At 70.8% G+C, this 22,918-nt stretch carries 18 protein-coding genes and 2 pseudogenes; 10 read left to right on the top strand and 10 right to left on the bottom strand.

The genetic code is table 11. The annotated features are described in order from the left end of the window. Window positions 1–268, top strand: a 268-nt coding sequence (locus B207_RS0127620) for an ISAzo13-like element transposase-related protein (protein WP_018639943.1), incomplete at its 5' end; no start/stop codon positions are given. A 1-nt stretch (window position 269) separates the two neighbouring features. On the opposite strand, the gene B207_RS40850 is transcribed toward B207_RS0127620, so the two are convergent. Both B207_RS40850 and drmD read right to left on the bottom strand, forming a co-directional pair. Further along, on the bottom strand, window positions 270–3,956 hold the full coding sequence (locus B207_RS40850; RefSeq protein ID WP_018639944.1) for an Eco57I restriction-modification methylase domain-containing protein: 3,687 nt from the start codon (window positions 3,954–3,956) through the stop codon (window positions 270–272). Further along, window positions 3,953–7,309, bottom strand: a complete 3,357-nt coding sequence (drmD, locus tag B207_RS0127630) for a DISARM system SNF2-like helicase DrmD (RefSeq protein ID WP_084692352.1) — start codon at window positions 7,307–7,309, stop codon at window positions 3,953–3,955. The genes B207_RS40850 and drmD overlap by 4 nt, the downstream gene beginning before the upstream one ends. A 274-nt stretch (window positions 7,310–7,583) precedes the next feature. Here drmD and B207_RS0127635 point away from each other — a divergent pair, with 274 nt between their 5' ends. The 6 genes from B207_RS0127635 (at window position 7,584) to B207_RS0127660 (ending at window position 12,399) form a co-directional block, all read left to right on the top strand. Continuing rightward, complete coding sequence (locus tag B207_RS0127635; protein WP_230205269.1) at window positions 7,584–7,847, top strand: metal-sensitive transcriptional regulator; 264 nt, start codon at window positions 7,584–7,586, stop codon at window positions 7,845–7,847. Between the two features lie 136 nt (window positions 7,848–7,983). Further along, window positions 7,984–9,411, top strand: a complete 1,428-nt coding sequence (locus B207_RS0127640) for an MBL fold metallo-hydrolase (protein WP_051102693.1) — start codon at window positions 7,984–7,986, stop codon at window positions 9,409–9,411. Then, window positions 9,408–10,016, top strand: coding sequence for a rhodanese-like domain-containing protein (locus B207_RS0127645; protein ID WP_018639948.1), 609 nt, complete (start codon window positions 9,408–9,410; stop codon window positions 10,014–10,016). Before B207_RS0127640 ends, B207_RS0127645 begins: the two co-directional genes overlap by 4 nt. Beyond that, window positions 10,013–10,789 carry a sulfite exporter TauE/SafE family protein gene (locus tag B207_RS0127650; protein ID WP_018639949.1) on the top strand — a complete coding sequence of 259 codons (777 nt, stop codon included), beginning with the start codon at window positions 10,013–10,015 and terminating at the stop codon, window positions 10,787–10,789. The genes B207_RS0127645 and B207_RS0127650 overlap by 4 nt, the downstream gene beginning before the upstream one ends. 91 nt (window positions 10,790–10,880) lie before the next feature. After that, window positions 10,881–11,387: a GNAT family N-acetyltransferase gene (locus tag B207_RS0127655; RefSeq protein ID WP_035742620.1), complete on the top strand. Its 507-nt coding sequence runs from the start codon at window positions 10,881–10,883 to the stop codon at window positions 11,385–11,387. Between the two features lie 541 nt (window positions 11,388–11,928). Continuing rightward, window positions 11,929–12,399, top strand: coding sequence for a VOC family protein (locus B207_RS0127660; RefSeq protein WP_018639951.1), 471 nt, complete (start codon window positions 11,929–11,931; stop codon window positions 12,397–12,399). A gap of 170 nt (window positions 12,400–12,569) precedes the next feature. Here B207_RS0127660 and B207_RS0127665 read toward each other — a convergent pair whose 3' ends face one another. Genes B207_RS0127665 through B207_RS0127680 form a run of 4 tightly spaced genes read right to left on the bottom strand, consistent with a single transcriptional unit; the run spans window position 12,570 to window position 15,810 of the window. Then, a complete protein-coding gene (locus B207_RS0127665; RefSeq protein WP_018639952.1) occupies window positions 12,570–13,715 on the bottom strand; it encodes a Fic family protein in 1,146 nt (381 codons plus the stop codon). A 29-nt stretch (window positions 13,716–13,744) separates the two neighbouring features. After that, window positions 13,745–14,302, bottom strand: a complete 558-nt coding sequence (locus B207_RS0127670) for a hypothetical protein (protein WP_154675665.1) — start codon at window positions 14,300–14,302, stop codon at window positions 13,745–13,747. A 33-nt stretch (window positions 14,303–14,335) separates the two neighbouring features. After that, window positions 14,336–15,199 carry a hypothetical protein gene (locus B207_RS0127675; RefSeq protein WP_018639954.1) on the bottom strand — a complete coding sequence of 288 codons (864 nt, stop codon included), beginning with the start codon at window positions 15,197–15,199 and terminating at the stop codon, window positions 14,336–14,338. Beyond that, on the bottom strand, window positions 15,196–15,810 hold the full coding sequence (locus B207_RS0127680; RefSeq protein ID WP_018639955.1) for a SigE family RNA polymerase sigma factor: 615 nt from the start codon (window positions 15,808–15,810) through the stop codon (window positions 15,196–15,198). The genes B207_RS0127675 and B207_RS0127680 overlap by 4 nt, the downstream gene beginning before the upstream one ends. A gap of 605 nt (window positions 15,811–16,415) precedes the next feature. Here B207_RS0127680 and B207_RS0127685 point away from each other — a divergent pair. Next, window positions 16,416–18,062: an alkaline phosphatase D family protein gene (locus B207_RS0127685; protein ID WP_018639956.1), complete on the top strand. Its 1,647-nt coding sequence runs from the start codon at window positions 16,416–16,418 to the stop codon at window positions 18,060–18,062. Window positions 18,063–18,188: 126 nt separating this feature from the next. Here B207_RS0127685 and B207_RS0127690 read toward each other — a convergent pair whose 3' ends face one another. The 3 genes and pseudogenes from B207_RS0127690 to B207_RS40225 form a co-directional block, all read right to left on the bottom strand. Beyond that, complete coding sequence (locus B207_RS0127690) at window positions 18,189–18,734, bottom strand: AMIN-like domain-containing (lipo)protein (RefSeq protein ID WP_026311514.1); 546 nt, start codon at window positions 18,732–18,734, stop codon at window positions 18,189–18,191. Window positions 18,735–19,119: 385 nt separating this feature from the next. Next, window positions 19,120–19,380: a hypothetical protein gene (locus tag B207_RS0127695; RefSeq protein WP_018639958.1), complete on the bottom strand. Its 261-nt coding sequence runs from the start codon at window positions 19,378–19,380 to the stop codon at window positions 19,120–19,122. Window positions 19,381–19,449: 69 nt separating this feature from the next. Beyond that, a pseudogene (locus B207_RS40225) lies at window positions 19,450–19,572 on the bottom strand (IS5 family transposase); the annotation flags it as partial. Window positions 19,573–19,704: 132 nt separating this feature from the next. Here B207_RS40225 and B207_RS40230 point away from each other — a divergent pair. Together B207_RS40230 and B207_RS0127705 are read left to right on the top strand one after the other, a co-directional pair. Then, window positions 19,705–19,872 (top strand): hypothetical protein, encoded by a 168-nt coding sequence (locus B207_RS40230; protein WP_018635768.1) that lies wholly within the window; start codon window positions 19,705–19,707, stop codon window positions 19,870–19,872. Then, the gene (locus tag B207_RS0127705; RefSeq protein ID WP_018639959.1) at window positions 19,847–22,048 is read left to right on the top strand and encodes a recombinase family protein; all 2,202 of its coding nucleotides are present in this window, start codon (window positions 19,847–19,849) and stop codon (window positions 22,046–22,048) included. The genes B207_RS40230 and B207_RS0127705 overlap by 26 nt, the downstream gene beginning before the upstream one ends. Here B207_RS0127705 and B207_RS43090 read toward each other — a convergent pair. Next, window positions 21,979–22,853 (bottom strand): annotated as a pseudogene (locus B207_RS43090) (IS5 family transposase). The gene B207_RS0127705 and the pseudogene B207_RS43090 overlap by 70 nt on opposite strands. Window positions 22,854–22,918: the final 65 nt, after the last annotated feature.

A 22,918-nucleotide genomic window follows, 5' to 3' on the forward strand; every position in this document is an offset into this window, starting at 1 on the left:
CACCTCGAAATGGAACAAGATCGAGCACCGGCTGTTCTCCCGGATCACCGCGAACTGGCGTGGCCGGCCGCTGACCACTTTCCAGACCATCGTCAGTCTCATCGCCAACACGACGACCACCACCGGCCTCACAGTCCGCTGCGAGCTCGATCCCGGCGACTATCCCACCAAGGTCAAAGTCACCACACAGGACAGGGAGAGAATCCCGATCAACAGACATGACTTCCACGGAGACTGGAACTACACGATCAACCAGCCAGACGATTAACTTATATCAATCCGAACCCATAGTCCCGGTAGATTTTTCGATTGTTTCGATCACGCTCGGGTTTTACGAGTTGGCGAACCCGCTCGTAGCAGTCGCGGTACTCCCTGGCGCGATCCTCAGACCAGTCATGGAAGTTGATGATCCAGCGACTTCCAGAACAATCAGGCCTCGAATTCAGATCTTGACCGTTAACGTAAGGAAAAAGAACCTCAGCGTTTCGGGGATCTTTCGCGATCAAAGCGTGGGCGGCGTCTGCTTCCATGGTGAACCCGAGACCCAGGACGAATGACCCCTGATACGAAATCCCGCTATTGACAGCCAGTCGATGCGGGTTTCCGGATACTCGGGATTCCGGGCTCAGCGATGGCGCGATAACAGATGCGACGACACCGTCCGCGAGACGTCTCGCTTTCTCGCCGATCTGCGTGGTCGTCCAGATAGCACTGTATTCCACAGTCGCGGATTTCGACGGCCAAGGGAGGCTTTTGACCGACCGACGGAGAATGAACCCTTTGGCAACGATCTGATCGAGGCCGACTTCGCGGGTGTCTCCCTGAGCCAAGGTGTTCGTGGCAATCAACCCGGTCTGGCCGCGAAGATTGAGCAATTCGTGCGCACGCAGCGCGAAGTAGGCGATCAGGTCGGCGCTTCCCCTGGCTGCGGAGCCAATGTCCTCGACGAGATATTCGCGGTAAGCAACTCCCAACGCTCCGGTGAGCTTGTAGCCGCCGAGGAAGGGCGGGTTGCCGATGACGGCGTCGAAGCCGCCCTGTTCGAAGACCTCGGGGAAGACGAGGGGCCAGTGGATGGGTCTGCGATCGAAGCTGCCGGGGGTATGGTCCGTCGCTAGCCAGCGGCTGATCTCGCGCCTGGCGTCACCCATGTCCCTGTTGCCGTCCACGATATCGTTGACAATCTTGGTGGCGGTCTCGGAGGCGGCCTTCTGGCCGCGTTCGCCTCGGCCGGCGTGGGCCAAGGTGGCACCGATCAGGGCGTCGGCGAAGAGGGTGAGCTGGGCGGTCCGCTTCTTCGCGTCGCTGAGCAGGATTTCCTTCTCTTCCAGGCCTTGGAGGGTCGATCCGTCGGTGGCGACGATGGCCTGGCGTTCGACGGCCACCTCCCAAACCAGTTCGCGGATGCCGGACGTCCAGCCGAAGATGTCGGAGTGGATCTCCCGGCCTTTCGCCGGGTCGAGGTGCATGTGTTCGAGCTGGTCCAGCGAGGTGATGCCGAGCAGGGAGTCGCCGGCGACGAGTTTGTCGTCGAGGAAGGTGAAGGTGCGGCGGGAGTCCATCGAGACCAGCCACAGGGAGAGTTTGGCCATCTCGACGGCCATCTCGTTGATGTCCGCCCCGTACAGGCAGTGTTCGATGATCTGGCGGCGGGCCTCGACGACGGCGTCGTCCTCTTCGGCATCCCGGCCCAGCCATTCACCGGTGTCGTTGTGGCCGGGCAGGGCGCCTGGTCCGGAAACTGTGCTGCGGGTAGCCGTGCCCCCGCGTGTCGCTCCCCCGCCTGCTGTTCCGACGCCCGAACCCGCTGATGCACCCCGACCGCCGGCGCGGGGGTCGCCTTCCAGGGTCCAGGCCTCGACGAGGCGGTCGCCGAGGTAGCGGGCGGCGGCGACGAGGAACGCTGCCGAGCCCATCGCGATGTCGGCGACCTTCAGACCGAGAATGTCGGCGCTTGGCCGGAGTTTCCAGGCGTTGGTGTCGGCGGTCTGCAGCGGCCCGGGTAGGTAGACCAGCGGTTCCAGGGCGTTGTTCGCGACCTCCTCGGCGAGGAAGCGTGGTGTGTAGTGGGTCCCGGTGTTCTTCCGCAGCGGTGATTCGGTGACGTACAGGCCGCTTTCGAGAATGACGACCGGTTGGTCGCGCAGGTCGCGGCGGAGCAGGCCGAAGAAGGGCAGCAGGCGCTCGGCGGTCGGGTAGTCGCCGCGGGTGACGGCGAGCAGGGCCTTGCGGGCCTCCTCCCGTTCGCCGGCTTCCAGCGGTATGAGGCGCTTCTCGATGGCCTTCGGCGAGCCGATGCCGCTGGCGGCGAAGCGTTCGGCGAGGGCGGCGGCGAGCAGCGGGCGGCCCCGGTGCCGTGACGCGAGGTCCTCCAGTTCGGAGAGCAGGACCTCGGCTTCGAGGCCCTCCTTGCCGACGAGGCCGACGACGACCTCCCCGGCGGGGGCGCGCTGGGCGTCGTAGGAGAGGAGGCCCTCGTAGACGTAGCCGATCTGTTCGACGTCCAGCGAACGGAAGCTCAGGGTGCGGCGCTCACGCGAGCGGCCGGTGCCGACCTGGACGTACTGGACGGCACGGAGCGTGTGCAGCACGGTGCGGTCGTCGACGGCGAGGGGCAGCCAGGGGTGGGCCGCCGGGTCGAACAGGGAGCCGCCGTGGGCGTACATGCGCAGGCGGGGGTGGTCGATGCCGGTGAAGACGGCGGTGAACAGGGCGCGCAGGCGGTGCCAGGCGGCCGTCGACTGTTCGAGGTCGTCCTCGGTGGCGCCGTCGGAGAGCTGCTGTTCGAGCTCGGCGCACAGCCGGCCGACGGAGTAGGTGCGGGCGTACAGGTCGTTGTCGGCGGGCAGCAGGCCGCGTTCCTCTGCGTAGAGGAGGAAGACGATGCGCATCATGACGGCGACGGCGCCGCGGTAGATGTCGTGTTCGGGGATGTCGCGCAGCCCGACGCCGCCGCGGGCGTGCTCGGCGACGTGCCAGCGGCCGAAGGCGGCGACGAGCAGTTCGACAGCCTGGCGGACCTGGACGCCGAGCGCCTCGGTGATCTCCTCCTGGCTGCCGAGGCTCGCCTTCAGCAGCGGGACGAGGGTCTCCGCGTCGGGCACGGCGAAGAAGCGGCGCCGGCACAGCAGGGAGACGAAGGCGCGGACGACGTCACGTTCGGCGGCCTCCGGCCAGGAGACGGCGTCGAACACGGCGGTGGTCGTGACGCCGCCGCGCGGGGCCCAGACCAGGGCCCACTGGCGGCCGTTCGTGACCAGGGCCAGTTCGATGCCGTGGTGCCGGCAGGCGAGGGCCGCCCGGTCCACCGGGGTCGCCGCCCAGGCCTGCCCCGCGATGCGGCCGGTCGGTGACTGGCCGGGCGGGACGACCAGGCCGAGCAGGCGCACGGCGTCCGGCTTCACCCCGGCTGCGGCGTCGGAGGCGTCGATGGCGTCGGCGCTCGGGTCGACGAGGACGAAGGACGGGGTCACGCGGGTGTCGTGCTGGTCGACGTCCACGGTGAGCGCGGCGAGCGGGCTGGCGGCGTCAACTCCGGCGGCCGGTGCGTCGGCGGTGGGCCCGCCGTCCGTCCTCGCGTCGGGTGCGGCGTGCGTTCTGGCGTCAGGCACGGCGTCGGCCGCGGGCCAGAGGAGTGCGTCGCCCCAGCCGAGCAGGTCGGCGAGCACGTACCGGACCCAGGCGCGCTGGCCGGCGGCGGGGACCTCCAGCCAGGTGGCGTGTTCGCGGCGGAGCCGTTCGCGGGTCTTCTTCTCCAGCGGGTCGAGGGTCGGCCAGATCCGCCGCAGCACGGGCAGGCTGAGGAACGGCCCGGTGACGTCGATCAGGGTCAGCCAGTCGCGGTGCTGGGTCGTGCCGTCCGGGACGGGGGGCCGCCGCCGGGCGCCCGGGCCGCCCGGGCCGCCGGAACCGCTGGAGCCGGCACGGGCGCCGGTTGTCGTCCGTGTTGTGCTCATCGTCCCGCCTCCCTGGCCGGCACGACCAGGACGACCGCGACCGGGAACTGGTGCTGGCGGGGGTCGCGGTACCGGCCGGCGATCACATTGAGCTCCCGTTGTCTCTCCTGGGCCAGCCGGCGCAGGCGGTCCTCCCAGGACTGCTTGTCCCGGCGGAACTGCGCCAGCTCCTCCCGGCTCTTGGCGATCTCGGCCCGGCTGAACAGGGCGTCCTCTTCGTTCTCGGGGCTCGCGAGCGCCGCCTGCAACGTGCTCGCGAACTGGTCGAGGATGGTGGCGATCCGGGTCTCCTCGGCGTTCTGGCGCTGCGCCAGGATGCGGGTGAGTGACTCCTGGCGGGTTCTCGTCCGCCAGTTCAGGGCGGAGAGCACGCCCTCGCGCGCCGCGGGCCAGCGTTCGGCGAGGCGTTCCTGGGTCTCCCTCGAGACGGGACGTCCCGCGGCGAGCGCCGGGCCGACGATCTCGCCGAGGACGGTGAGGTTCTCCAGGCGGCGGAAACGGCCGGTGGCCGGCATCCAGCCGCCGGCCTGCAGGACCTCCTCGTGCAGTCGTACGCCGTCGGCGCCGACGAGGACGAAGCGGGAGAAGGCGCCGACGAGCACCTCCTCGCAGCGCGGGTCGTCGGTGCGCACGGCGGTCACCCGGTGCAGGCCGATGTCGGCGTTGGAGACGGCGCCGCGCAGCAGCCGGGTCGACATGTCGACGAGCCGGTGGCCGAGGTGGGCGAGGACGACGTCGTCGCGGCCCCGGGCGACGGCCGGGTCGAAGGTGACGGGCAGCTGGCGCGGCGGGGCGCCGTCGCGGTGCAGCTTCTCGGTGAGCCCGGCCGAGGCGCGCGCCCACGAACCGGTCAGCGTGGGGACGTCGAACATCCCGTCGCCCGGTTCGTCGTCGCGCTGGGCGGGGAGGTGGCGCGGGTGATCGTCGTAGAGGTCGCCGCGTTCGTCGATGTGCGGCTGCAGGGGCTGCTGGCGGGCGAGGCCCAGGGCGGTGTTCACCACCCGTTCGACGGCCCGCGGGGTGATGCCGAGATCGCGGACGGTGTCGTCCAGGGTGGCGCGCAGCCGGCGTACCTGCTCTCGCACGTTCTCGGCGACGGGGACGGCGTCGTCCTTGCCGCCCGCCGCCGTGCCGGACGCGCCGGACGCGCCGGCCGGGGTGTCGAGGTCGTCGAGGGTGGTCAGGTCGGCGGCGCGTTCGCCGAGCATGCGGCGCTGCACGCGGTCGGAGAGCACCGCGTTGACGGAGCCGAGGTCGGCCTTCATCTGCGCGACCTTCTTCACGACCCGGGAGAGGAACTCCAGGTCGGCCTCGTACGAGTCGACCGCGCCGGACCACCCGGAGCCCACGAAGTGGCGGATCTCCGGCTGCTGGCGCTGCCCGTACCGGTCGATCCGGCCGATCCGCTGCTCCAGCTTGTTCGGGTTGAACGGGATGTCGTAGTTGACCAGGCGGTGGCAGTGGTTCTGCAGGTCGATGCCCTCGCTGGCGGCGTCGGTGGCGAGCAGGATGCGCACCGGGTGCTCGCTCGGGTCGGCCTGGAAGGCGAGCCGGAGCTGCTCGCGCTCGTCGGCGGGCAGGCCGCCGTGCAGCAGGCCGAGCCGCTCCCCGCCGAGCCCCTGCTGGCGCAGCAGGCCGGCGAGCCAGGTCTGGGTGTCGCGGTACTCGGTGAAGACGACGACCCGCTCGTTGAGCCAGTGCTTCCCGTCCGGGCGGCAGACCGAGGCCAGGTAGGCGAGCAGGGCGCGGGCCTTCGCGTCCGGTTCGGCCTCGTGGGCGTCCGCCCAGCGCTGCATCCGCGCCAGCAGCTCGGTCTCCGGGTCGGTCGGGTCCGGCTGCATCGGACGGACCCGACCGAGCGCGTCGTCCTCGGCGTCGGCGAGCTGCTCGTCGTCGAGGGTCGCGATGTCGTCGAAGTAGTCGTCGATCCATTCGGGCACGTCGTCGACGTCGTCGACGGGGCCGGCGGCGGACGGTGCCGCCGGGGCGGGCCGGCCGTGGCGGGCGGCGAGGGTCTCCCGGTAGACGGCGACGGTGTGCGCGAACGCGGCCGGGGAGGAGAACAGCCGCTTCTTCAGCAACAGTGTCACCAGATCGGTCGCCTTGCGGCCGCGCTCGGAGTTCAGCCGGGTCCGGCGCAGTGCGGAGAACTCCTTGAGCAGGCCGTGGATCTCCCGTTCGTCGTCGGGATAGACCACCGGCAGGTCGATGGAGCGGCGGGGCTGGAACCGCGGGGTGCCGTCGGCGTTCTCGATGCCGCCCTTCAGCCTGCGGACGACCACCTCCTCGACCGCCTTGCGGTCCGGCGCGACACCGCGGGCGAAACGCTGGTCGTCGAGGATTTCCAGCAGCGCGGTGAACGACGCCAGGTAGCCGTTGTGCGGGGTGGCGGAGAGGAAAAGCCGGTGGGTGAAATGCGGGGCGAGGCGGCGGATCAGCTTCGTCTGCTGGGAGTCGACGGCGTAGACCTGCTTCGGTGCGGCCGGGGCGACGTGATGGGCCTCGTCCAGGATGAGCAGGTCGAACGTACGCGGATAGGTCGGCTGGCCGTCGCCGGGAAGCACCTCGTCGAGCAGCCGCTGTGCCTTCGGGCCGCGCAGCCACGGGAGGCTGACGATCGTGAGGGGGTAGACCTCGAACGGGTTCGCCGCGCTGCCGTGTGAGCGGCGGACGGCGGCGCACCGCTCGGCGTCGATGACGGTGAACTCGCGGCCGAACTTCTCCGCCATCTCGTCGCGCCATTTCAGGGTCAGGCCGGCCGGGCAGACGACCATGATCCGCCGGGCCCGGTGGCGCAGCAGCAGTTCCTCGGCGACGAGACCGGCCTCGATCGTCTTGCCGAGGCCGACGTCGTCGGCGAGCAGCAGGTTCACCCGCGGGGCCTCGAGGGCCCGGGCGACGGGTTCGAGCTGGTAGTCCTCGACGGCCACGCCCGAACGGAACGGGGCCTGCAGGCGGCGGGCGTCCGCGGAGGTCACCGCCGACCAGCGGATGGCGTCCAGGAAGGCGGCGAGCCGCTCCGGGGAGTCGAAGCCGCCGCTGGTCACGTCGGGCAGGGAGCCGCTGGGCAGGATGCGTCGGCCGGGCTCGACCTCCCAGATCACCTCGATGGTGTGGCCGTACCGGCCGTCCTCGACGCTCTGCAGGGTGACAAGGGAACTCGGGACAGCCGACCCCGGGCCACGGCCCGCAGCCGCGCCCGCGCCGTCCTGGGCGACCTGGGCATCGGTCTCCGCGACCACCCACTTCTGCCCACGCACCTCGACCAGCGCCCCGATGCCGGGCAGTCCCACCCCCGCCGTGGGCGTCGCACTGTCATGCGATGGCACACGTTCCGTGGTCGAACTCGGCATCCTCATCCCCCTCGTGGACAGCCCGAACATTCTGGCAGGGCACCGCGTGGCCCTCGCCTCTGCGGGGGCCCGCCGATGTCGGGTACCCACACATCCCCGGCCAACCGGACAGGCAGCGGAAGCGTACCACTGTGAATCGAATTCACAACCCTCCGGGTTTCGAGCAGCCCGGCACTCGTGGACGGCAGCACTCGCGGACGGCGGCGCTCGACCGAGCCCCTTGCATCCGATACCCGGGGGGGTATGGTGGTTGTGGAGGTGGGGCACCGTGGAGATGAACGCCGAGGTCCTGTCGGACGCGATGACGCGGTTGAAGCGCGCGCACGGTCAGCTGGGCGCCGTGATCGGCATGATCGAGAACGGCGACGACTGCGAGCGGGTCCTGACGCAGCTCGCGGCGGTGTCCCGGGCGCTGGACAGGGCGGGCTTCAAGATCATCTCGACAGGCATGCGTCAGTGCCAGGCCGCGCGCGAACGCGGGGAGCAGCCGCCACTGACCGAGGAGCAGCTGGAGAAGCTGTTCATGGCCTTGTCCTGACCCCACAGGGCAGACCCCGCATACCGGCGGGTCTGCCCGTCGATGCACAGAACCGCAGCATGTCCCGCACATACCCCCCCGGGTATATGAACTCCAGGAAGCGGCGATGCCGGATCCGAAGGAGAGCGAGCAGACGATGACAAGTGTTGACGCCAAGATCGATGTCAGGATCGATGTCCAGGTCGTGGAGACCTCGTCGCTGGGCGACCGCAGCTACCTGGCGCATGACGGGCAGGTCGCGGTCGTGGTCGATCCGCAACGCGACATCGACCGGATCCTGGCTCTGGCGGGCCGTCTCGGGGTGCGGATCACGCATGTGGCCGAGACACACCTGCACAACGACTACGTCTCCGGCGGTCTCGCGCTGGCCCGGGTGACCGGCGCCCGGTATCTGGTCGCCGCCGCCGACGAGGTGGGCTTCGACCGGCTGCCGGTCGCCGACGGCGACGAGGTCACGGTGTCGGACTCGATGCGGCTGCGGGTGGTCGCCGCCCCCGGGCACACGTTCCACCACCTGTCCTACGTCCTCGACGGCCCCGACGGGCCGGTGGGGGTGTTCACCGGCGGTTCGCTGCTGTTCGGCACCACCGGCCGCACCGACCTGCTCGGCCAGCAGCACGCCCACACCCTGGCCGAGCAGCAGCACGCCACGGTGCGCCGCCTCGCCGACCTGCTGCCCGACGGCGCGCAGATCTGGCCCACCCACGGGTTCGGCAGCTTCTGCTCCGCCACCCAGTCCGACGCCCCCGCCTCCACGATCGGCCGGGAGCGGCAGGTCAACCCGGCGCTGCGGCTGGAGACCGACGCGTTCGTCACCGAGATCCTGGCCGGGCTCGACGCCTACCCCGCCTACTACGCGCACATGGGCGCCCGCAACGTCGACGGGGCCGCGCTGATCGACCTCACCCCGGCGCACCGGGCCGACCCGGCCGAACTACGCGCGCGGATCGGCGCCGGCGAGTGGGTGATCGACCTGCGCTCACGCAAGGCATTCGCGCACCGGCACCTCACCGGCACACTGAGCTTCGGCCTGGACGGACCGATGTCCACCTGGCTGGGCTGGATGGCTCCCTGGGGCGCGCCGATCACCCTGCTCGGCGAAAGCGGGCAGCAGGTCGCCGACGCCCAGCGCGAACTCGCCCGCATCGGCATCGACCGGCCCGCCGCCACGGCCACCGGCAGCCCCGACGGCTGGGCCGGCAGCGAGGAGCATCGCGTCGCCGAGCTCACCACCGCCACGTTCGTCGACCTCGCCGCCGCCCGCGCCGGCACCGTCCCGCCCGGGCTGCCGGCGCCGGACGCCGTGCTCGACGTGCGGATGGGCAACGAATGGCGCTCGGGCCACCTCGACGGCGCCGTGCACATCCCGCTGCCCGAGCTGCCGGCCCGGCTCGGCGAGGTGCCCGCCGGCACCGTCTGGGTGCACTGCGGCTCCGGCTACCGCGCCGCCGCCGCGAGCAGCCTGCTGCAACGCGCCGGCCACCAGGTCGTGCACCTCGACGACGCCTACGCCAACGCCGCCGCCGCGGGCCTGACCATCGTCACCAGCAAGGAGACCTCATGACCAGCCACACCCCAGCCACCCCGGCCACTCCGACAGCCCCGGCGGCCCTGGACGCCACCACGCTGCGGGAGCTCATCGCCACCGCCGGCGCACCGCGACTGATCGACGTGCGCACCCCGGGCGAGTTCGAGACCGTCCACATTCCCGGCTCCTACAACGTGCCGCTCGACATCCTGCGCGAGCACCGCGACGAACTGCGCGCGCACCTCGACGAGCAGGTCGTGCTCGTCTGCCGCTCGGGGCAACGCGCCGCCGCGGCCGAACAGGCCCTCGCCGCGGCGGGCCTGCCGAACCTGCGGATCCTCGACGGCGGCATCAACGCCTGGCAGGCCACCGGGGCCCCCGTGCGCGGCGGCACCCCCCGGTGGGACCTCGAACGGCAGGTCCGCCTCGTCGCCGGCTCCCTCGTGCTGGCCGCCGTCCTGACCAGCGTGGTGGTCCCGCCGGTCAAGTGGGTGGCGGCGGCCGTCGGCGCCGGGCTGACGTTCGCCGCCCTGTCCAACACCTGTGCGATGGGCAACCTGCTGGCCAGGCTGCCCTACAACCGCGGCCCCCGCCTCGACGTCGACGGCGTGATCGCCGCCCTGGCCAGCCCACGACCATGATCGCTGCCCTGGGCCTCGGCGCGGCGATCGGGATCCTGCTCGGCCTACTCGGCGGCGGGGGCTCCATCCTGGCCGTCCCCGCCCTGATCTACGGCGCCGGGCTGTCCGTGACAGCCGCCGTGCCCACCTCGCTGCTGGTCGTGGGAATCTCCTCAGCCGCCGCGCTACTCCCCCGCCTGCGCACGCGCCAGATCCGCTGGCGCATCGCCGCGATCGTCGGCACGGCCGGAGCACTGGCGGCGTTCGGCGGCGCGGCTCTCAACCGGCTGCTCGACCCCCGCCTCGTCCTGATCGGCCTCGCCGTCCTCATGGTCGCCGCCGCACTGCGCATGCTGCGCGGCGACGGCGAGACCGGCGGCGACTGCGCCCGGCCCGACGGCGGCGTCAACTGGCGTGGCTGCCTGCCCAAAGCCATCGGCACCGGTATCGCCGTCGGTTTTCTCACCGGCCTGTTCGGCGTCGGCGGCGGATTCCTCCTCATCCCCGCCCTCGTCCTGCTCCTCGGCCTGCCGATGCCCGCCGCGATCGGCACCTCACTGGTCATCATCGTGATCAACTCGGCCGCCGGGTTCGCCGCCCACGCCGGCGACACCACGCTCGACTACCGCATCGCCGCCGCGTTCACCGCCGCCGCGGTCCTCGGCTCGCTGGCCGCCGGACGATTCGCGACGCACGTGCCCGCCGACCGGCTACGCAGATCCTTCGCCTACCTCGTCCTCGCCGTCGCGGCCTTCGTCGTCATCCAGGCCGTCGTCAACCCGCCTGCCAGCTGATCCATCACCAACCGTCACGGCCGACATGCCGGCAGTCGGGCACTCCCAAATCACGTTGACGCGGCGGCGACGGCGCGGAGAATTGCGGATCATGCCTCCGCCGACTCCGCTCATCCGCCCGTTCCTGCCTGCCGACGTCGACGCGGTAGTGGCACTCTCGCTGCGGGCGTGGGCGCCGGTGTTCGCATCCTTCGAGCACGTACTCGGCCGCGTCGTCTACCGTCGGCTGTACCCGGACTGGCGGAGGCAGCAGGCCGAGGCGGTGCGGGAGGTGCTTTCCGGCGGCCGGGCCCGATGCTGGGTCGCCGAGTCCGACGGCCGGCCGGTGGGATTCGTCGCCGTCGTGCTGACCCGAGAGTCCGACGGGCCGGAATCCGACTGCGGCGAGATCGAGATGATCGCCGTGGACCCCGCGGACCAGCGCCGCGGAGTCGGGGCCGCCCTGCTCGACCGCGGCATCGAACACATCCGTGAGGCCGGCCGTTCCCTTGCCGTCATCGGGACGGGCGGCGATCCGGGCCACGCGCCTGCCCGGCGCGCGTACGAACGCGCCGGTTTCCGGCCACTGCCACAGGTCCGCTACTACAAAACCATCTAAATAATCCATATCTGGCCACCTGGTCGCCGCCGGTTCAGGGACGCACCTCGCCGGGTTCGTCGACGAACAGGACCCCGATCGCGGCCCGGTCGAGGCTGGCACGAGTCCGCTCGTGCAGCCGCCGACAGGGCCGAAGTCCAGCATCACCGGGCAGTCGGCGAACCACTCTCCGTCCTCGACGAAACGCACCACGGCGAACCCCGTCGGCTACATAGCCATTCTCCGGCGTCGCCACTGGTCCGTCCTCGTCCTGGGTGCGCCCCTTCGGCCGCAACGGCTCCATCCTGATGAAGAGAGGAACGGCTGGAGGGAGACTGAACCGGAAACGGGCGACCGGACACCGCTCACGAATCACCGCCGGCCAAAGGCACCCGACCGGCCGAGTCGAGCGTTCCCGACGCCTCCCGCCCCGGCCGGGCTGGAGATGGTGAGGCCGCTCGATGGTCTGGCGCGCGGACGCTGCGGGCTCCACCGATGAGTTCCGCCGGCCCGCCCGGTCTACCAGGACGTACCCGCCGCACTACGGATCTGGAGACCCGCCGTGACCACTCCCGCGCACCCCGGCCGCACGCTGTTCGTGAACATCCCCGTGGCAGACCTCGAGCGCAGCAAGGCGTTCTTCGCGAAGCTCGGGTTCGGCTTCGACCCGACCTTCACCGACGAGACCGCCGCCTGCATGCCGGTCGGCGAGCAGGCCAGCGTCATGCTGCTCAGCCACCCGAAGTTCGCGGAGTTCTCGAAGCTGCCGATGGCCGATCCCGCCACGCACGCGCTGGCGCTCTACTGCTTCAGCGTGTCGTCCCGCGAGGAGGTCGACACGGTCACCGAGGCCGCCCTGGCCGCGGGCGCCGCCGAGGCGGACGGCCCGCAGGACTACGGCTTCATGTGCTCACGCAGCTTCTTCGACCTCGACGGCCACGGCTGGCAGGTCATGTGGATGGATCCGGCGGCGGCGCAGAGCGCCCCCGAGGAGTTCGCGGCCTCGACGCAGGGCGCCAACGCACCGCTCTGATCACCACCCGCTCTGATCACCACCCGCTGTGACGCGCCCCGCCGCGACCCGGGGCGCGGCCGAGAGCGTCCCCGGGGCCCTGCCTCCGCCGGGCGCATCGATCCGACCGTGTCTGACCGCGTCCGGCCGCGTCTGGCCGCGGGGCGAGTGGCGAGTGGCGACGGGGTGCGTCAGTCGGCGCCGTAGGGGTCGTGGAGCGGTTGGCTGGTGATCGAGGTGCGGACAGAGCGTTCCGCCTGCGCGGCGGTGCCTGCCGCGAGGTAGCGCTGGGTGCGACCGTGGCCGGCCTCCTCGATCAGACCGGCGGCCCTGAGCCCCTGCAGGTCACGGATCGCCTGGTCACGGGTCAGACCCTCATCACGCATATAGGTGGCACGCCGCGCTCCCCCGGGCCGGGTCGCCGCGTACACCGCGGCCACGGTGCGCTCACCGAGCCCGGCCGCCGCGACCTGGTCCGCCAGCGCCCGCCAGACATCCGCCGCGACATCGAGACGACGCTGGACCAGCTGGGCCTGCAGATGGTGAGCCCGCAGACAGAATCGCAGCCAGCCGTGCGCATCGCGCTCCGGCTGAAAGCTCCCGCCCTGCGCCTCGCCGAGCGCCGCGTAGTACATCGCGGTGTTGTGGGGAGACGAACCGAGCCACTCCTCGATGCTGGAGAACTCCGGTGCGAGGATCAGCTGCCGGGCGAGCACCAGGGTGTGCAGGCAACGGGCCATCCGCCCGTTCCCGTCACGCCAGGGATGAATGCTGACCAGGTTCAGGTGGGCCATCGCGGCCCGGACCACCGCGGGCGCGTCCAGATCTCCGGCCTGCAGCCAGCCGCACAGTTCGTCCATGAGTTCCGGTACGTGTTCGGCCTGCGGCCCGGTGTAGACCGGCGGATTGTCCGGTGCGCCGGACACCCAGATCGGCCCGAGCCGGTATCTGCCCGGCGATCTGTCGAGATCACCGCGCAGCATCATGAAGTGCAGTGCCGACACCAGCATCGGGTGGAACGTGAAGACCTCAAACCGGGCAGCCTGGAGCACGTAGGTCAACGCATCCGCGTAGCCGGTGACCGCGGCGCGGGTCTGTACGTCATGCGCCGTCGGCATTTCCTCACCGGCCGCTATCGCCTCGGCGTCCGCCACGTCGACGGTGTAGCCCTCGATCGTGTTCGATCCCCGGACAGCGCCCGCGATCAGGCTGCGCCGCAGCTGCCCCAGCCACCGGCGCGGTTCGGCGACCTGGTGGCGCAGCTCGCCACGGAACCGTTCGAGGTCGGCCAGCACCCGCTCGTCGGCCGCGTCGACCTCCGGCACACGGAACAACATGCGACGATGCTACGCGCCTCGTAGCATGTTCACCGTCCTGTTCGATCCCCGACAGCGCCCGCGATCAGATGGGTACCAGCGCTCACTCCGTCAGGCGCCAGGCGCCAGGTACCGCGGTCGCCGGGGTCGATGCCGGCCCACCGCAGGGCAGCGAGGTCCAGTGCGAGCAGGTCGCCGAGTTCGGCACCGCGGAGGAGCTCCCTGCAGGCACGAAACGCCAGGTCCGCCGCCAGACGCTCAGCCCCGTCGCCCCGTATCCGCCGGCCGGCCAGCAGCCGCCGTTCCACCTCGTCGGCGAGCAACAGCGTGACGTACTCCGCCTCGAAGGTTCGGAGCTGCTCGCGATGTTCCCGGCGACTCCTGCGGGCTGCCGTCTCGGTGAACAGCTCGACCATCCAGCCCGGCGGTTCGCTGGTCATCGCCCGCCACGACCTCGCCTGCGCGACGGTCAGCGGCTCGTCGACTCCCGCCCACCGCATCGCGTCGGCCACCGCGTGGACCGGAATGCCGAGGACCTGCGCGACCGAGATCGGGCAGAGAGCACGATCGGCTCGGCGCTGCGCGAGGGTCCGTCCCGATGTCGCCACGATCAACCCCTCACTCGGGGTCCGTCAGCCCGCCTAGTCCTCACCGACGAGCCGCCCACTGATGTCGTACGCCCGGATGAGCGGGCGAGTCGACTGCCGCAAGGTGGGAATCGCTTCATAGTTCTGCTGGCGAGACTGGATGTAGTCATCGTCACCGGGCTGCGGATCGGACTGCACCGATCTCACGACGATTCTTCCGTCCTGAATGGGAACCTCGCGCACATCTCCGGTGGACGTCGTCACCGTCACCCTGGCGACCCGCGATGACACCAGCCCAGCCGCCGTGTGGAAGGTCCTTCCGCCACCATTCCAACTACTGCCGCGGTGAAACAGATCCAGGTCGGAACGGGGGGCATCCCCGAACACGGTAGTGCGGTCAATCGAGGACGAGGCGACTCCAGATATCTGGGCGCTAGCGATGTCCGGTCTCCCCGCGGAGCCGACCGGGAGATCACAGTAGATGCGCGCCGCTCCGTTGGTGAGTATCACGGTCGCTCCGAACTCGTCGCCGGCTGCCGCCCACACCCTGCTGTCGAGCGGCTGGAATCGCGCCAGTTCGGCTGGCCCCGAGGACGGCGGCTGGCACTCACGTGCGAGCTGGGCCTCCTCGGCCGGAGTGAAGGTGAGCGGATACAGCCGGGCGCCCGCCGGGCTCGCGGGCGCTTCGGCCGGAGTGATGACCGTGTTCTCCGCACCGCCTCCCAGCGCCACGCCGGTCGCGGCCCCCGCCGCGGCCAGAGCGAGCGCCAGGGCGGGAACGGCCCGGCGGGTGTACCGGCGGCGGCGCTCGCCGGGCACCCGCGCCCGTACCCCGGCCCACAGGTCATCCGAGGGCTGGAAGACCACCGTCGCCGCACGGTCACGGAGCCTTTCGGTGATCCACTCGTCGGTGCTCATGCCAGCCCTCCCCAGATCTCGTCGCGCTCCTCCGCCGGCCTGGTCTGCCGCGGCACGGGCCGATCGGCCCCACTTCCGATGCGCTGTTTCGCCCCGGCAGGTTGAATTCCCGTTTCCAGGCGCAGCGACGGGTCGGCCCGCAGGCGAGCCAGCCCACGGGAGGCGTGCGTCTTCACCGTGCCGACCGAACAGCCGAGGATCTCCGCGACCCGCGCCTCCGGCAGGTCCTCGCAGTACCGCAGCACCACGACCGCCCGCTGCCGGCGCGGCAGCACCGCCAGGGCCGCGGCGAGCCCCGCCCGGTCCTCCACCGCGGCGAGTTCACCGCCGCCGCCCGGCGCCTGATCCGGCACCACCGACACCAGCGTCTCCGCGATGCGACGGGTCCGGAACTGGCGGCGGTGGGCATTGATCAGGATGCGGCGCACATAGGCATCCGGCGAGTCGCTCGCGCGGACCCGCCGCCAGGCGACGAACGTGCGGGCCAGCGCCGTCTGCGCCAGGTCCTCGGCCGCGGCCGCGTCCGCGGTCAGCAGGTAGGCGAGCCGAAGCAGGCCGGGCAGCCGCTCGGCGAAGTACGTCTGGAAATCGTCGTGCTCCTCATCGTCCATGAACCCTCCTCACCCATGCAGAGGCCACTGTCGCCTTGGCAGGTTGACAGGGTTGGGCCGATTTGAGCGGTATCGGGCCGGCAGTGAGGACAGCCTGAACGTAGGCGGACGATCCGCGCAGACGGTGCATCGCCAGCCGCGGTTCCCGAGTCGGTTCCGCGTCGGAGAGGGCTGCGAGCCGGTCCGGCGGGTCGCAGCCGTTCCGGGTCACCTTGGGCAGGAAACCGTCGGGCCGAGACGACTGCGGCGCGGCAGGCGGCGGCATCCTGCGTCTCGCCGGCCTCCTACTTCTGGCCATCGCCATCCACCGGCACCAGAACAGTGGCGCCGACAGACCGCGGTCGGCTGCCTGACCCTCCGAGTGCGGGTATGGATTCACAGCACTTCGTCTCGAGCGGTACGCCGCGTGACCTTCTCGAGGCTTCGAGCGAGACCGCCGCGGTCGTCCTGCGGCGCACCGAGCGCCGCGCCGATCGACCGCTCACCGGGAGGCCGAGCATTTCGGCAGGTGGGTTCTGAGCGGAAATTCGATGTTTCTTGGACGGCTACCTCGTGTTGGTGGGCTCATCTGGTCCCCGTCGACCCACCCCCCGAGGAAGACATCCGTGACGATCAGTTCTGAGCATTCCGCCGAACTGCGGGCCGCCGCCCGCGGCCTGGAGCGGCGCAGGTTCCTCACCCTGTCCGGCGCGGCCGCGACGCTCGCCTTCACCGTCGGCCTGCCCGGCACCGCCTCCGCCAGCGCTCCGGCGCTCGCCCCGGGGAAGGTGACGAGCGATCCGTTCACGCTCGGTGTCGCCTCCGGAGACCCGCAGCCGAGCTCGGTGCTGCTGTGGACGCGGCTGGCACCCGAGCCGCTGGCGGCCGACGGCGGACTGCCGCCGGCCCGCATCCCCGTCGCCTGGGAGATCGCCTCCGACGAGCGGTTCCGCCGCATCGTGCGTCGCGGTGACGACTGGGCGCATCCCGAGTTCGGCCACTCCCTGCACGTGGATGTTCCCGGCCTGGCGCCGGGCCGCGAGTACTACTACCGGTTCCGGGTGGGCTCGTGGGTGAGCCCGGTCGGCCGGACCCGGACCGCGCCCGCCCCCGGCGCGCCCGTGCGGTCGATGACGTTCGCCACCGTCTCCTGCCAGCGTTACGACCAGGGCTACTACACCGCCTACCGGCACCTCGCGCAGGAGGACGTCGACGCCGTCTTCCACACCGGCGACTACCTCTACGAGTACGCGGTCAACAGCGCCGGAGGCACCCGGGCCTACACCGACCGGGTGCTGCCGGACGCCGTCAACCACGAGACGGTCACCCTGGAGGACTACCGGGTGCGCTACGGGCTGTACAAGTCGGACCCGGATCTGATCGCCGCGCACGCCGCCCACCCGTTCGTGGTCACCTGGGACGACCACGAGGTCGAGAACAACTACGCCGGCGGCATCCCGGAGAACAGCGTTCCGCCCGAGGAGTTCCTGCTCCGCCGCGCCGCCGCCTACCGCGCCTACTGGGAGAACATGCCGTTGCGGCGGCCGCAGTTCCCGCAGGGGCCCGACATGAGCCTCTACCGGCGTTTCGGCTGGGGACGGCTGGCGCAGTTCGACGTCCTCGACACCCGCCAGTACCGCACCAACCAGGCAGGCGGCGACGGCTGGAAGCCGCCGAGTGCCGAATCCGAAGCCGAGAGCATGACGCTGCCGGGCCTCGACCAGGAGCGCTGGCTGATCGACGGCTGGGCGCGGTCGAACGCGCAGTGGAACATCGCCTCACAGCAGGTCGTCTTCTCCCGCCGGGCCAGTGCCGACGGCAGCGCGAACCTGTCGATGGACTCCTGGGACGGCTACCCGGCGTCGCGGCGGCGGATCACCGAAGGCTGGAAGCGGGGCCTGCCCCGCCAGGGCCGCTCCGGCAAGGAACTGATGGTGCTCACCGGTGACGTGCACGTTGCCTACGGCTTCGACATCCACGACGACCCGGCCGACCCCGCCTCGGAGATCCTCGGCACCGAGGTCGTCGCCACCTCGATCACCAGCGGCGGCAACGGTTCCGCCCAGCCGGCAAACTGGGCCGGCTACCACGAGCGCAACCCGCACCTGAAGTTCTACAACGGCCTGCGCGGCTACGTGCTCGTCACCCTCGGCGCGACGGCCGCCGAGATCGACTGGAAGACGGTCAGCCACGTCAGCACGCCCGGCGGCACCCTGGTGACCGCCGGATCGTTCGTGACGCAGGCGGGAAGCCCCGGCCTGGTGGCCCGCTAGCCTCCAGGTCGCAACCGCGGATGCGACGGCGGACAGGGCGGAGACCTCCCAGATCCTTACTCCCGTTCGCGTCCGGGCAGGCCGCCGGGTGCGGCGGCCTGCCCGTTGGCCCCTTGTCCAGCCGGGTTATCGGGTCGGGATCGCCACGATCACGCTGGTGCCGGCGTGCTGCACCGTCGGCTGTACCTGCGGTCCGGGCGCGGGCTCGCGCAGGCCGATGAAGTACGTGACCACGCCCTCGAAGTCGCCACCCGACTGCACCTGGACAACATTGGTGGTCGCGCGGACCGGGAACAGGTTGCGCGGAGCCGTAGTAGCCCTGCCCTCCTCGTCGTGGGCCGCCGCATTGTGAAAGACCACCTTGACGAAGGACCGGCCCCGCACGGCGACAGGAAGGCCGGAGCCGTCCTGTATCAGTTCCGAGGCAGGCACGTACCGGGCGGTGGCCTCGGAGGGGGCCGCCGGCCGGAAGTGGAACCGGATGAGGTCCGCACGGGCGCTGGCCGCGTGTGCCGCGCTGATGCCTGTCAGGACCGGCGTGACGGGCACGACCGGAGACACCGGTGTGACCGGGGTTTCAGTTGGCCCTCCGGCTCGCGCCGGAACCGCCACGAAAAGTAGACCCAGGACCAGTGCGGCTATCGCACCGGACATCGCGTGCGGCATCCTCATGGTGCACCACCCATTCCTTTTCCCGGGGCGGAGAACACTGCTCTGGCGTGCGGACGGGCTGATCGGGTTTCGGGCCGCCCGACCGATCCTGACTGTCGCGAGAAATCCACTGGCGACAAGACCGGTCGGATCGGACGAAGTCGGTGTCAGGTCGCTGGCCGGAAGTCGGATGGCTGGTGAGTGGTGATGGATGTCGGCATGGTCCCACCCCCATTCGTTGTCGGCCAAGCATGCGCGAGCGCCGGGTGGCCCGCCACCGCTGCCAGCCTTCTGCCGCCGCACGGTTCCGGGTCGGACCGATTCGGTCGGCAGGCCAGCCGCCACCCAGTCCTCGATGCCCTCGCGGTACTTGCGGTACTTGCGGTACTTGCGGACGTTGGTCCGATCAGGGGATCGGCACCTCGGCAACGTGCACCACCTCGGTCCGCGACGTCAGGTACGCCGGCAGGTAGCCGAGTGCGGCGCCGGCGTCCGCGGCCTCCACCGTCCAGAAGATCGTGTGCCGGGCGTCGGTGGCCTGGCTGTTCCTGCCGCAGGAGGCGAGCGCCCGGCCGTGGCGCAACGGGCTGTCGAACCCCCGCCAGGCCGCGAACGCGAACCGGCATTCGGCCGGCTCGTGTCGGTGACACAGGATGTAGGTCGGCATGTACAACAGCGTGGCGCCGGCGGCGCAGCCGGGTACATCAGGGAACCTCCTAGAGCCTGTTTGGGAAGTTCATCGGGGTAGCCATTCGTTGATCGCGGCGATGGTGACTGTTGCTTCGTAGCGAACGGCGAGTTTGTCGTAGCGGGTCGCGACCGCCCGGTGACGTTTGAGCCGGTTGATGCCGCACTCAAGGAGCAAGCCGCACTGCACACATAGGCGAGCCAGGGGTGGGGAATGCCCTTGTGGTTGGGGTTGATGGCCTGTTGGCGCTGGTCGCGGTCGTTCGGCGGCTGCGGGAGGGGCGGGCTGACGGGGAGCGCGGGGGTGATCGTGGCGCTGGCGGACGCGGTGGTGCCGCCGTGGGATGCGTTCCCGGAGGCGAACCGGGAGGCGGTGCGGCGTCTGCTGGGCCTGCTGGTGGAGCGGATGACGGTGCTGCCGACACCGGCGAGCGGGCGGTGTGGCGATGAGCGGGACGAGCGTCGCGGCTGATTCGCGGGAGCGTGCGGGTGGCAAGGTTCAGCCGTGGCATCGTGATCGTCTGGCGGCGGTGTATGTGCGGCAGTCGACCGCCGAGCAGGTTGCTGATCATCAGGAGTCGACCCGGTTGCAGTACGGGTTGGTCGAGCGGGCGGTCGGGTTGGGGTGGGCGCGGTCGCGGGTGCTGGTGATCGATGAGGATCTCGGGTGTTCGGCCTCGGGTGCGCAGGCCCGGCCGGGGTTCGCCCGGCTGGTCTTCGAGGTCGGGCTGGACCATGTGGGGATCGTGGTGGGCCTGGAGATGTCCCGGCTGGCCCGGTCCGGCCGGGAGTGGCATCAGCTTCTGGAGTTGTGTGCCCTGTCGGGAACCCTGCTGGCGGACCTGGACGGGGTCTATGACCCGGCCGAGCACAACGACCGGTTGCTACTGGGGTTGAAAGGCACGATCAGCGAGGCCGAGCTGTATCTGATCAAACAGCGGATGTGGTCCGGGCGGCTGGCCAAGGCCCGACGCGGCGAGTTGGCGGTGCCGTTGCCGATCGGGTTCGTGCGCCGGGAGTCGGGTGAGGTGGTCCTGGACCCGGACGAGCAGGTCCAGGCGGTGGTCCGGCTGGTCTTCGACCTGTTCGAGCGGTTCGGCACGGTGAACGCGGTGCTGTGTTTCCTGGCTGACAACGGCATCCAGGTCGGGATACGACAGCGGGCGGAACCCGGACGTGGGCAGGTGAGCTGGCGGCGGCCCAGCCGGGCGGTGGTGCACAACATGCTGCGCAACCCGGCCTATGCGGGCATCTACGTCTACGGCCGCAGCAGGCTGGACCCAAGACGGCGCCAGGCGGGTAGACCGTTCACCGGGCGGGTGCGCACCGAGCGGGCAGAGTGGACCGTCTGTCTGCCCGGGGTGCTGCCGTCCTACATCAGCGTCGAGCAGTACGAGCGGAACATGCAGCGGATGCAGGCCAACCAGTCCCGGGCCGCGAGCCCGGGCCCGGTGCGCGACGGCCCGGCCCTGCTGGCCGGGCTGGTGGTCTGCGCCCGCTGCGGGGCGAGGATGACGGTGCGCTACCAGCACGGGCCGCAAGGACGGCTGCACCCGGCCTACGTGTGCGCCCGGGACAAGACCGACTACGGCACCGGGCAGTGCCAGCAGCTGGCCGGGGACTGCCTGGACACCCACGTGACCGGCCTGCTGTTGGCCGCGCTGACCCCGGCCGCGTTGGAGGTCTCCCTCGCCGCGGCCGACCAGGTCGAACAGCGCCGGGCACAGGTGGACCGGATCTGGCGCCAACGGTTGGAACGGGCCGACTACCAGGCAGACCGGGCCCGGCGCCAGTACCAGTTGGCCGAGCCGGAGAACCGTCTGGTCGTGCGGCAGCTGGAGGCCGACTGGGAAGCCGCGCTCGCCGAACGGGAACGCCTCGGCGAGGAATACGACCGGTTCACCACTGCCCGCCCGCGCACCTTGACCGCCGCCGAACGCGACCAGATCCGCTCCCTGGCCGCCGACGTCCCTGGCATCTGGCACGCACCCAGCACCACCGATGCCGACCGCAAACAGCTGATCCGGCAGCTGATCGAACAGGTCCGCGTCGCCGTGATCGACACCACCGAACAGGTCCAGGTCGAGATCATCTGGGCGGGCGGGCACCACACCCGCTCCCAGATCGTCCGCCCGGTCGCCTGCCTGACCCAGCTCAGCTACTACCCCCAACTCGCCGCCCGGGCCCGCGAGCTGGTCGAGGCCGGGCACACGACCAGGCAGATCGCTGAACGCCTCAACGCCGAGGGTCTTCGTCCACCCAAACGCAGCGCGACCTTCACGCCCAACGCGGTCAACGACCTGCTGCGGGCCCTGGGCATCCAGCGGACCCGCACCCCAGCCCGTCACGCCCGCCCGAAGCTGGATGACCACGAGTGGTGGCTGCGGGACCTCGCCGAACACCTGGACATGCCCGAACCCACTCTCGACGCCTGGGTCCGCCGCGGCTGGGCCACCGGATACCTGCATCCCCAGGCCCGGCTGACCGTCGTGCGCGCCGACCCCGACGAGGTCGAACGCCTCCGCGCCCTGCACCACGTCCCCCGAGGCCAGCACAACCGGCGCCCCTGGCTGACCAATCAGGCAGCACACCTCGACAACATCGACGAGAAAGGAACCGACGGCGATGTCGAACAGCCACAGCTATGACAGCACCGTGGCTTGCTCCTCTCCACGGCGTGGCGCTGCTTGTACGCCTCCGGGTCGAAGTGGGGCGGCCGCCCGCCGCGGCTGCCGAGCTTCTTGCGGTTCGCGGCCTGGTCTTTCTTCTCCGGGATGGTCGTGCGGATCCCGCGCCGGCGCAGGTAGGCCCGGTTCCCCTTCGAGCTGTACGCCTTGTCCGCCAGCACCCGATCCGGGCACGTCCGCGGCCGGCCCGGTCCCGGTCGAGGGACCCGGATCTGGCCCAGCACCGCGGTGAACTGCGGGCTGTCTCCGCGCTGCCCGGCGGTGACCAGCAACGCCAGCGGCTTCTGCCCCTGTTCACAGGCCAGATGCAGCTTGGTTGTCAATCCACCCCGGGACTTCCCGATCCCATGATCCGCCGGTTCGGTGTCAACACCACCCGGGGACTGCCGCTGCGCAGCCCCTTTTTTGACGCCCCCGCCGCATGCTGATGCGCCCGCGCCACCGTCGAGTCCACCGACACGTCCCAGGTGATCAGACCGGCGGCGTCCGCCTGGGCCTGTAACGCGGTCAGGACCCGCTTCCACGTCCCGTCACGCTGCCAGTCCCGGAACAGCCCGTACACCGTGCGCCAATGCCCGTACCGGGCCGGGACATCCCGCCACGGCGCCCCGGTCCGCGTCCGCCACCGGATCCCATCGATCAGCTGACGGCGCGACCACGTCGCCGGCCGGCCCGGTTTCTTCTTATCCGCCTCCGACGGCAGCAACGGCTCCAGCACAGCCCACTGCTCGTTCGTCAGGTCACCCCGCGCCACACAACTGATCATCCAAGCCGGATCACACCAGCCGATCACCAGCAGCACAGATCAGCGACTTCCCAAACAGGCCCTAG

The sequence above is a fragment of the Parafrankia elaeagni genome, from assembly GCF_000374165.1.
Classification (GTDB): domain Bacteria; phylum Actinomycetota; class Actinomycetes; order Frankiales; family Frankiaceae; genus Parafrankia; species Parafrankia elaeagni.

What these genes read in the sequence shown, in the direction of transcription:
- B207_RS0127650 (WP_018639949.1), top strand. Translation starts at nt 10,013, where the DNA reads ATGATCGCTGCCCTGGGCCTCGGCGCGGCGATCGGGATCCTGCTCGGC.
- B207_RS0127635 (WP_230205269.1), top strand. Translation starts at nt 7,584, where the DNA reads ATGAACGCCGAGGTCCTGTCGGACGCGATGACGCGGTTGAAGCGCGCG.
- drmD (WP_084692352.1), bottom strand. Translation starts at nt 7,309, where the DNA reads ATGCCGAGTTCGACCACGGAACGTGTGCCATCGCATGACAGTGCGACG.
- B207_RS0127690 (WP_026311514.1), bottom strand. Translation starts at nt 18,734, where the DNA reads ATGAGGATGCCGCACGCGATGTCCGGTGCGATAGCCGCACTGGTCCTG.
- B207_RS40850 (WP_018639944.1), bottom strand. Translation starts at nt 3,956, where the DNA reads ATGAGCACAACACGGACGACAACCGGCGCCCGTGCCGGCTCCAGCGGT.
- B207_RS0127705 (WP_018639959.1), top strand. Translation starts at nt 19,847, where the DNA reads ATGAGCGGGACGAGCGTCGCGGCTGATTCGCGGGAGCGTGCGGGTGGC.
- B207_RS0127655 (WP_035742620.1), top strand. Translation starts at nt 10,881, where the DNA reads ATGCCTCCGCCGACTCCGCTCATCCGCCCGTTCCTGCCTGCCGACGTC.
- B207_RS0127640 (WP_051102693.1), top strand. Translation starts at nt 7,984, where the DNA reads ATGACAAGTGTTGACGCCAAGATCGATGTCAGGATCGATGTCCAGGTC.
- B207_RS0127665 (WP_018639952.1), bottom strand. Translation starts at nt 13,715, where the DNA reads ATGTTGTTCCGTGTGCCGGAGGTCGACGCGGCCGACGAGCGGGTGCTG.
- B207_RS0127675 (WP_018639954.1), bottom strand. Translation starts at nt 15,199, where the DNA reads ATGAGCACCGACGAGTGGATCACCGAAAGGCTCCGTGACCGTGCGGCG.
- B207_RS0127680 (WP_018639955.1), bottom strand. Translation starts at nt 15,810, where the DNA reads ATGGACGATGAGGAGCACGACGATTTCCAGACGTACTTCGCCGAGCGG.
- B207_RS0127695 (WP_018639958.1), bottom strand. Translation starts at nt 19,380, where the DNA reads ATGCCGACCTACATCCTGTGTCACCGACACGAGCCGGCCGAATGCCGG.
- B207_RS0127645 (WP_018639948.1), top strand. Translation starts at nt 9,408, where the DNA reads ATGACCAGCCACACCCCAGCCACCCCGGCCACTCCGACAGCCCCGGCG.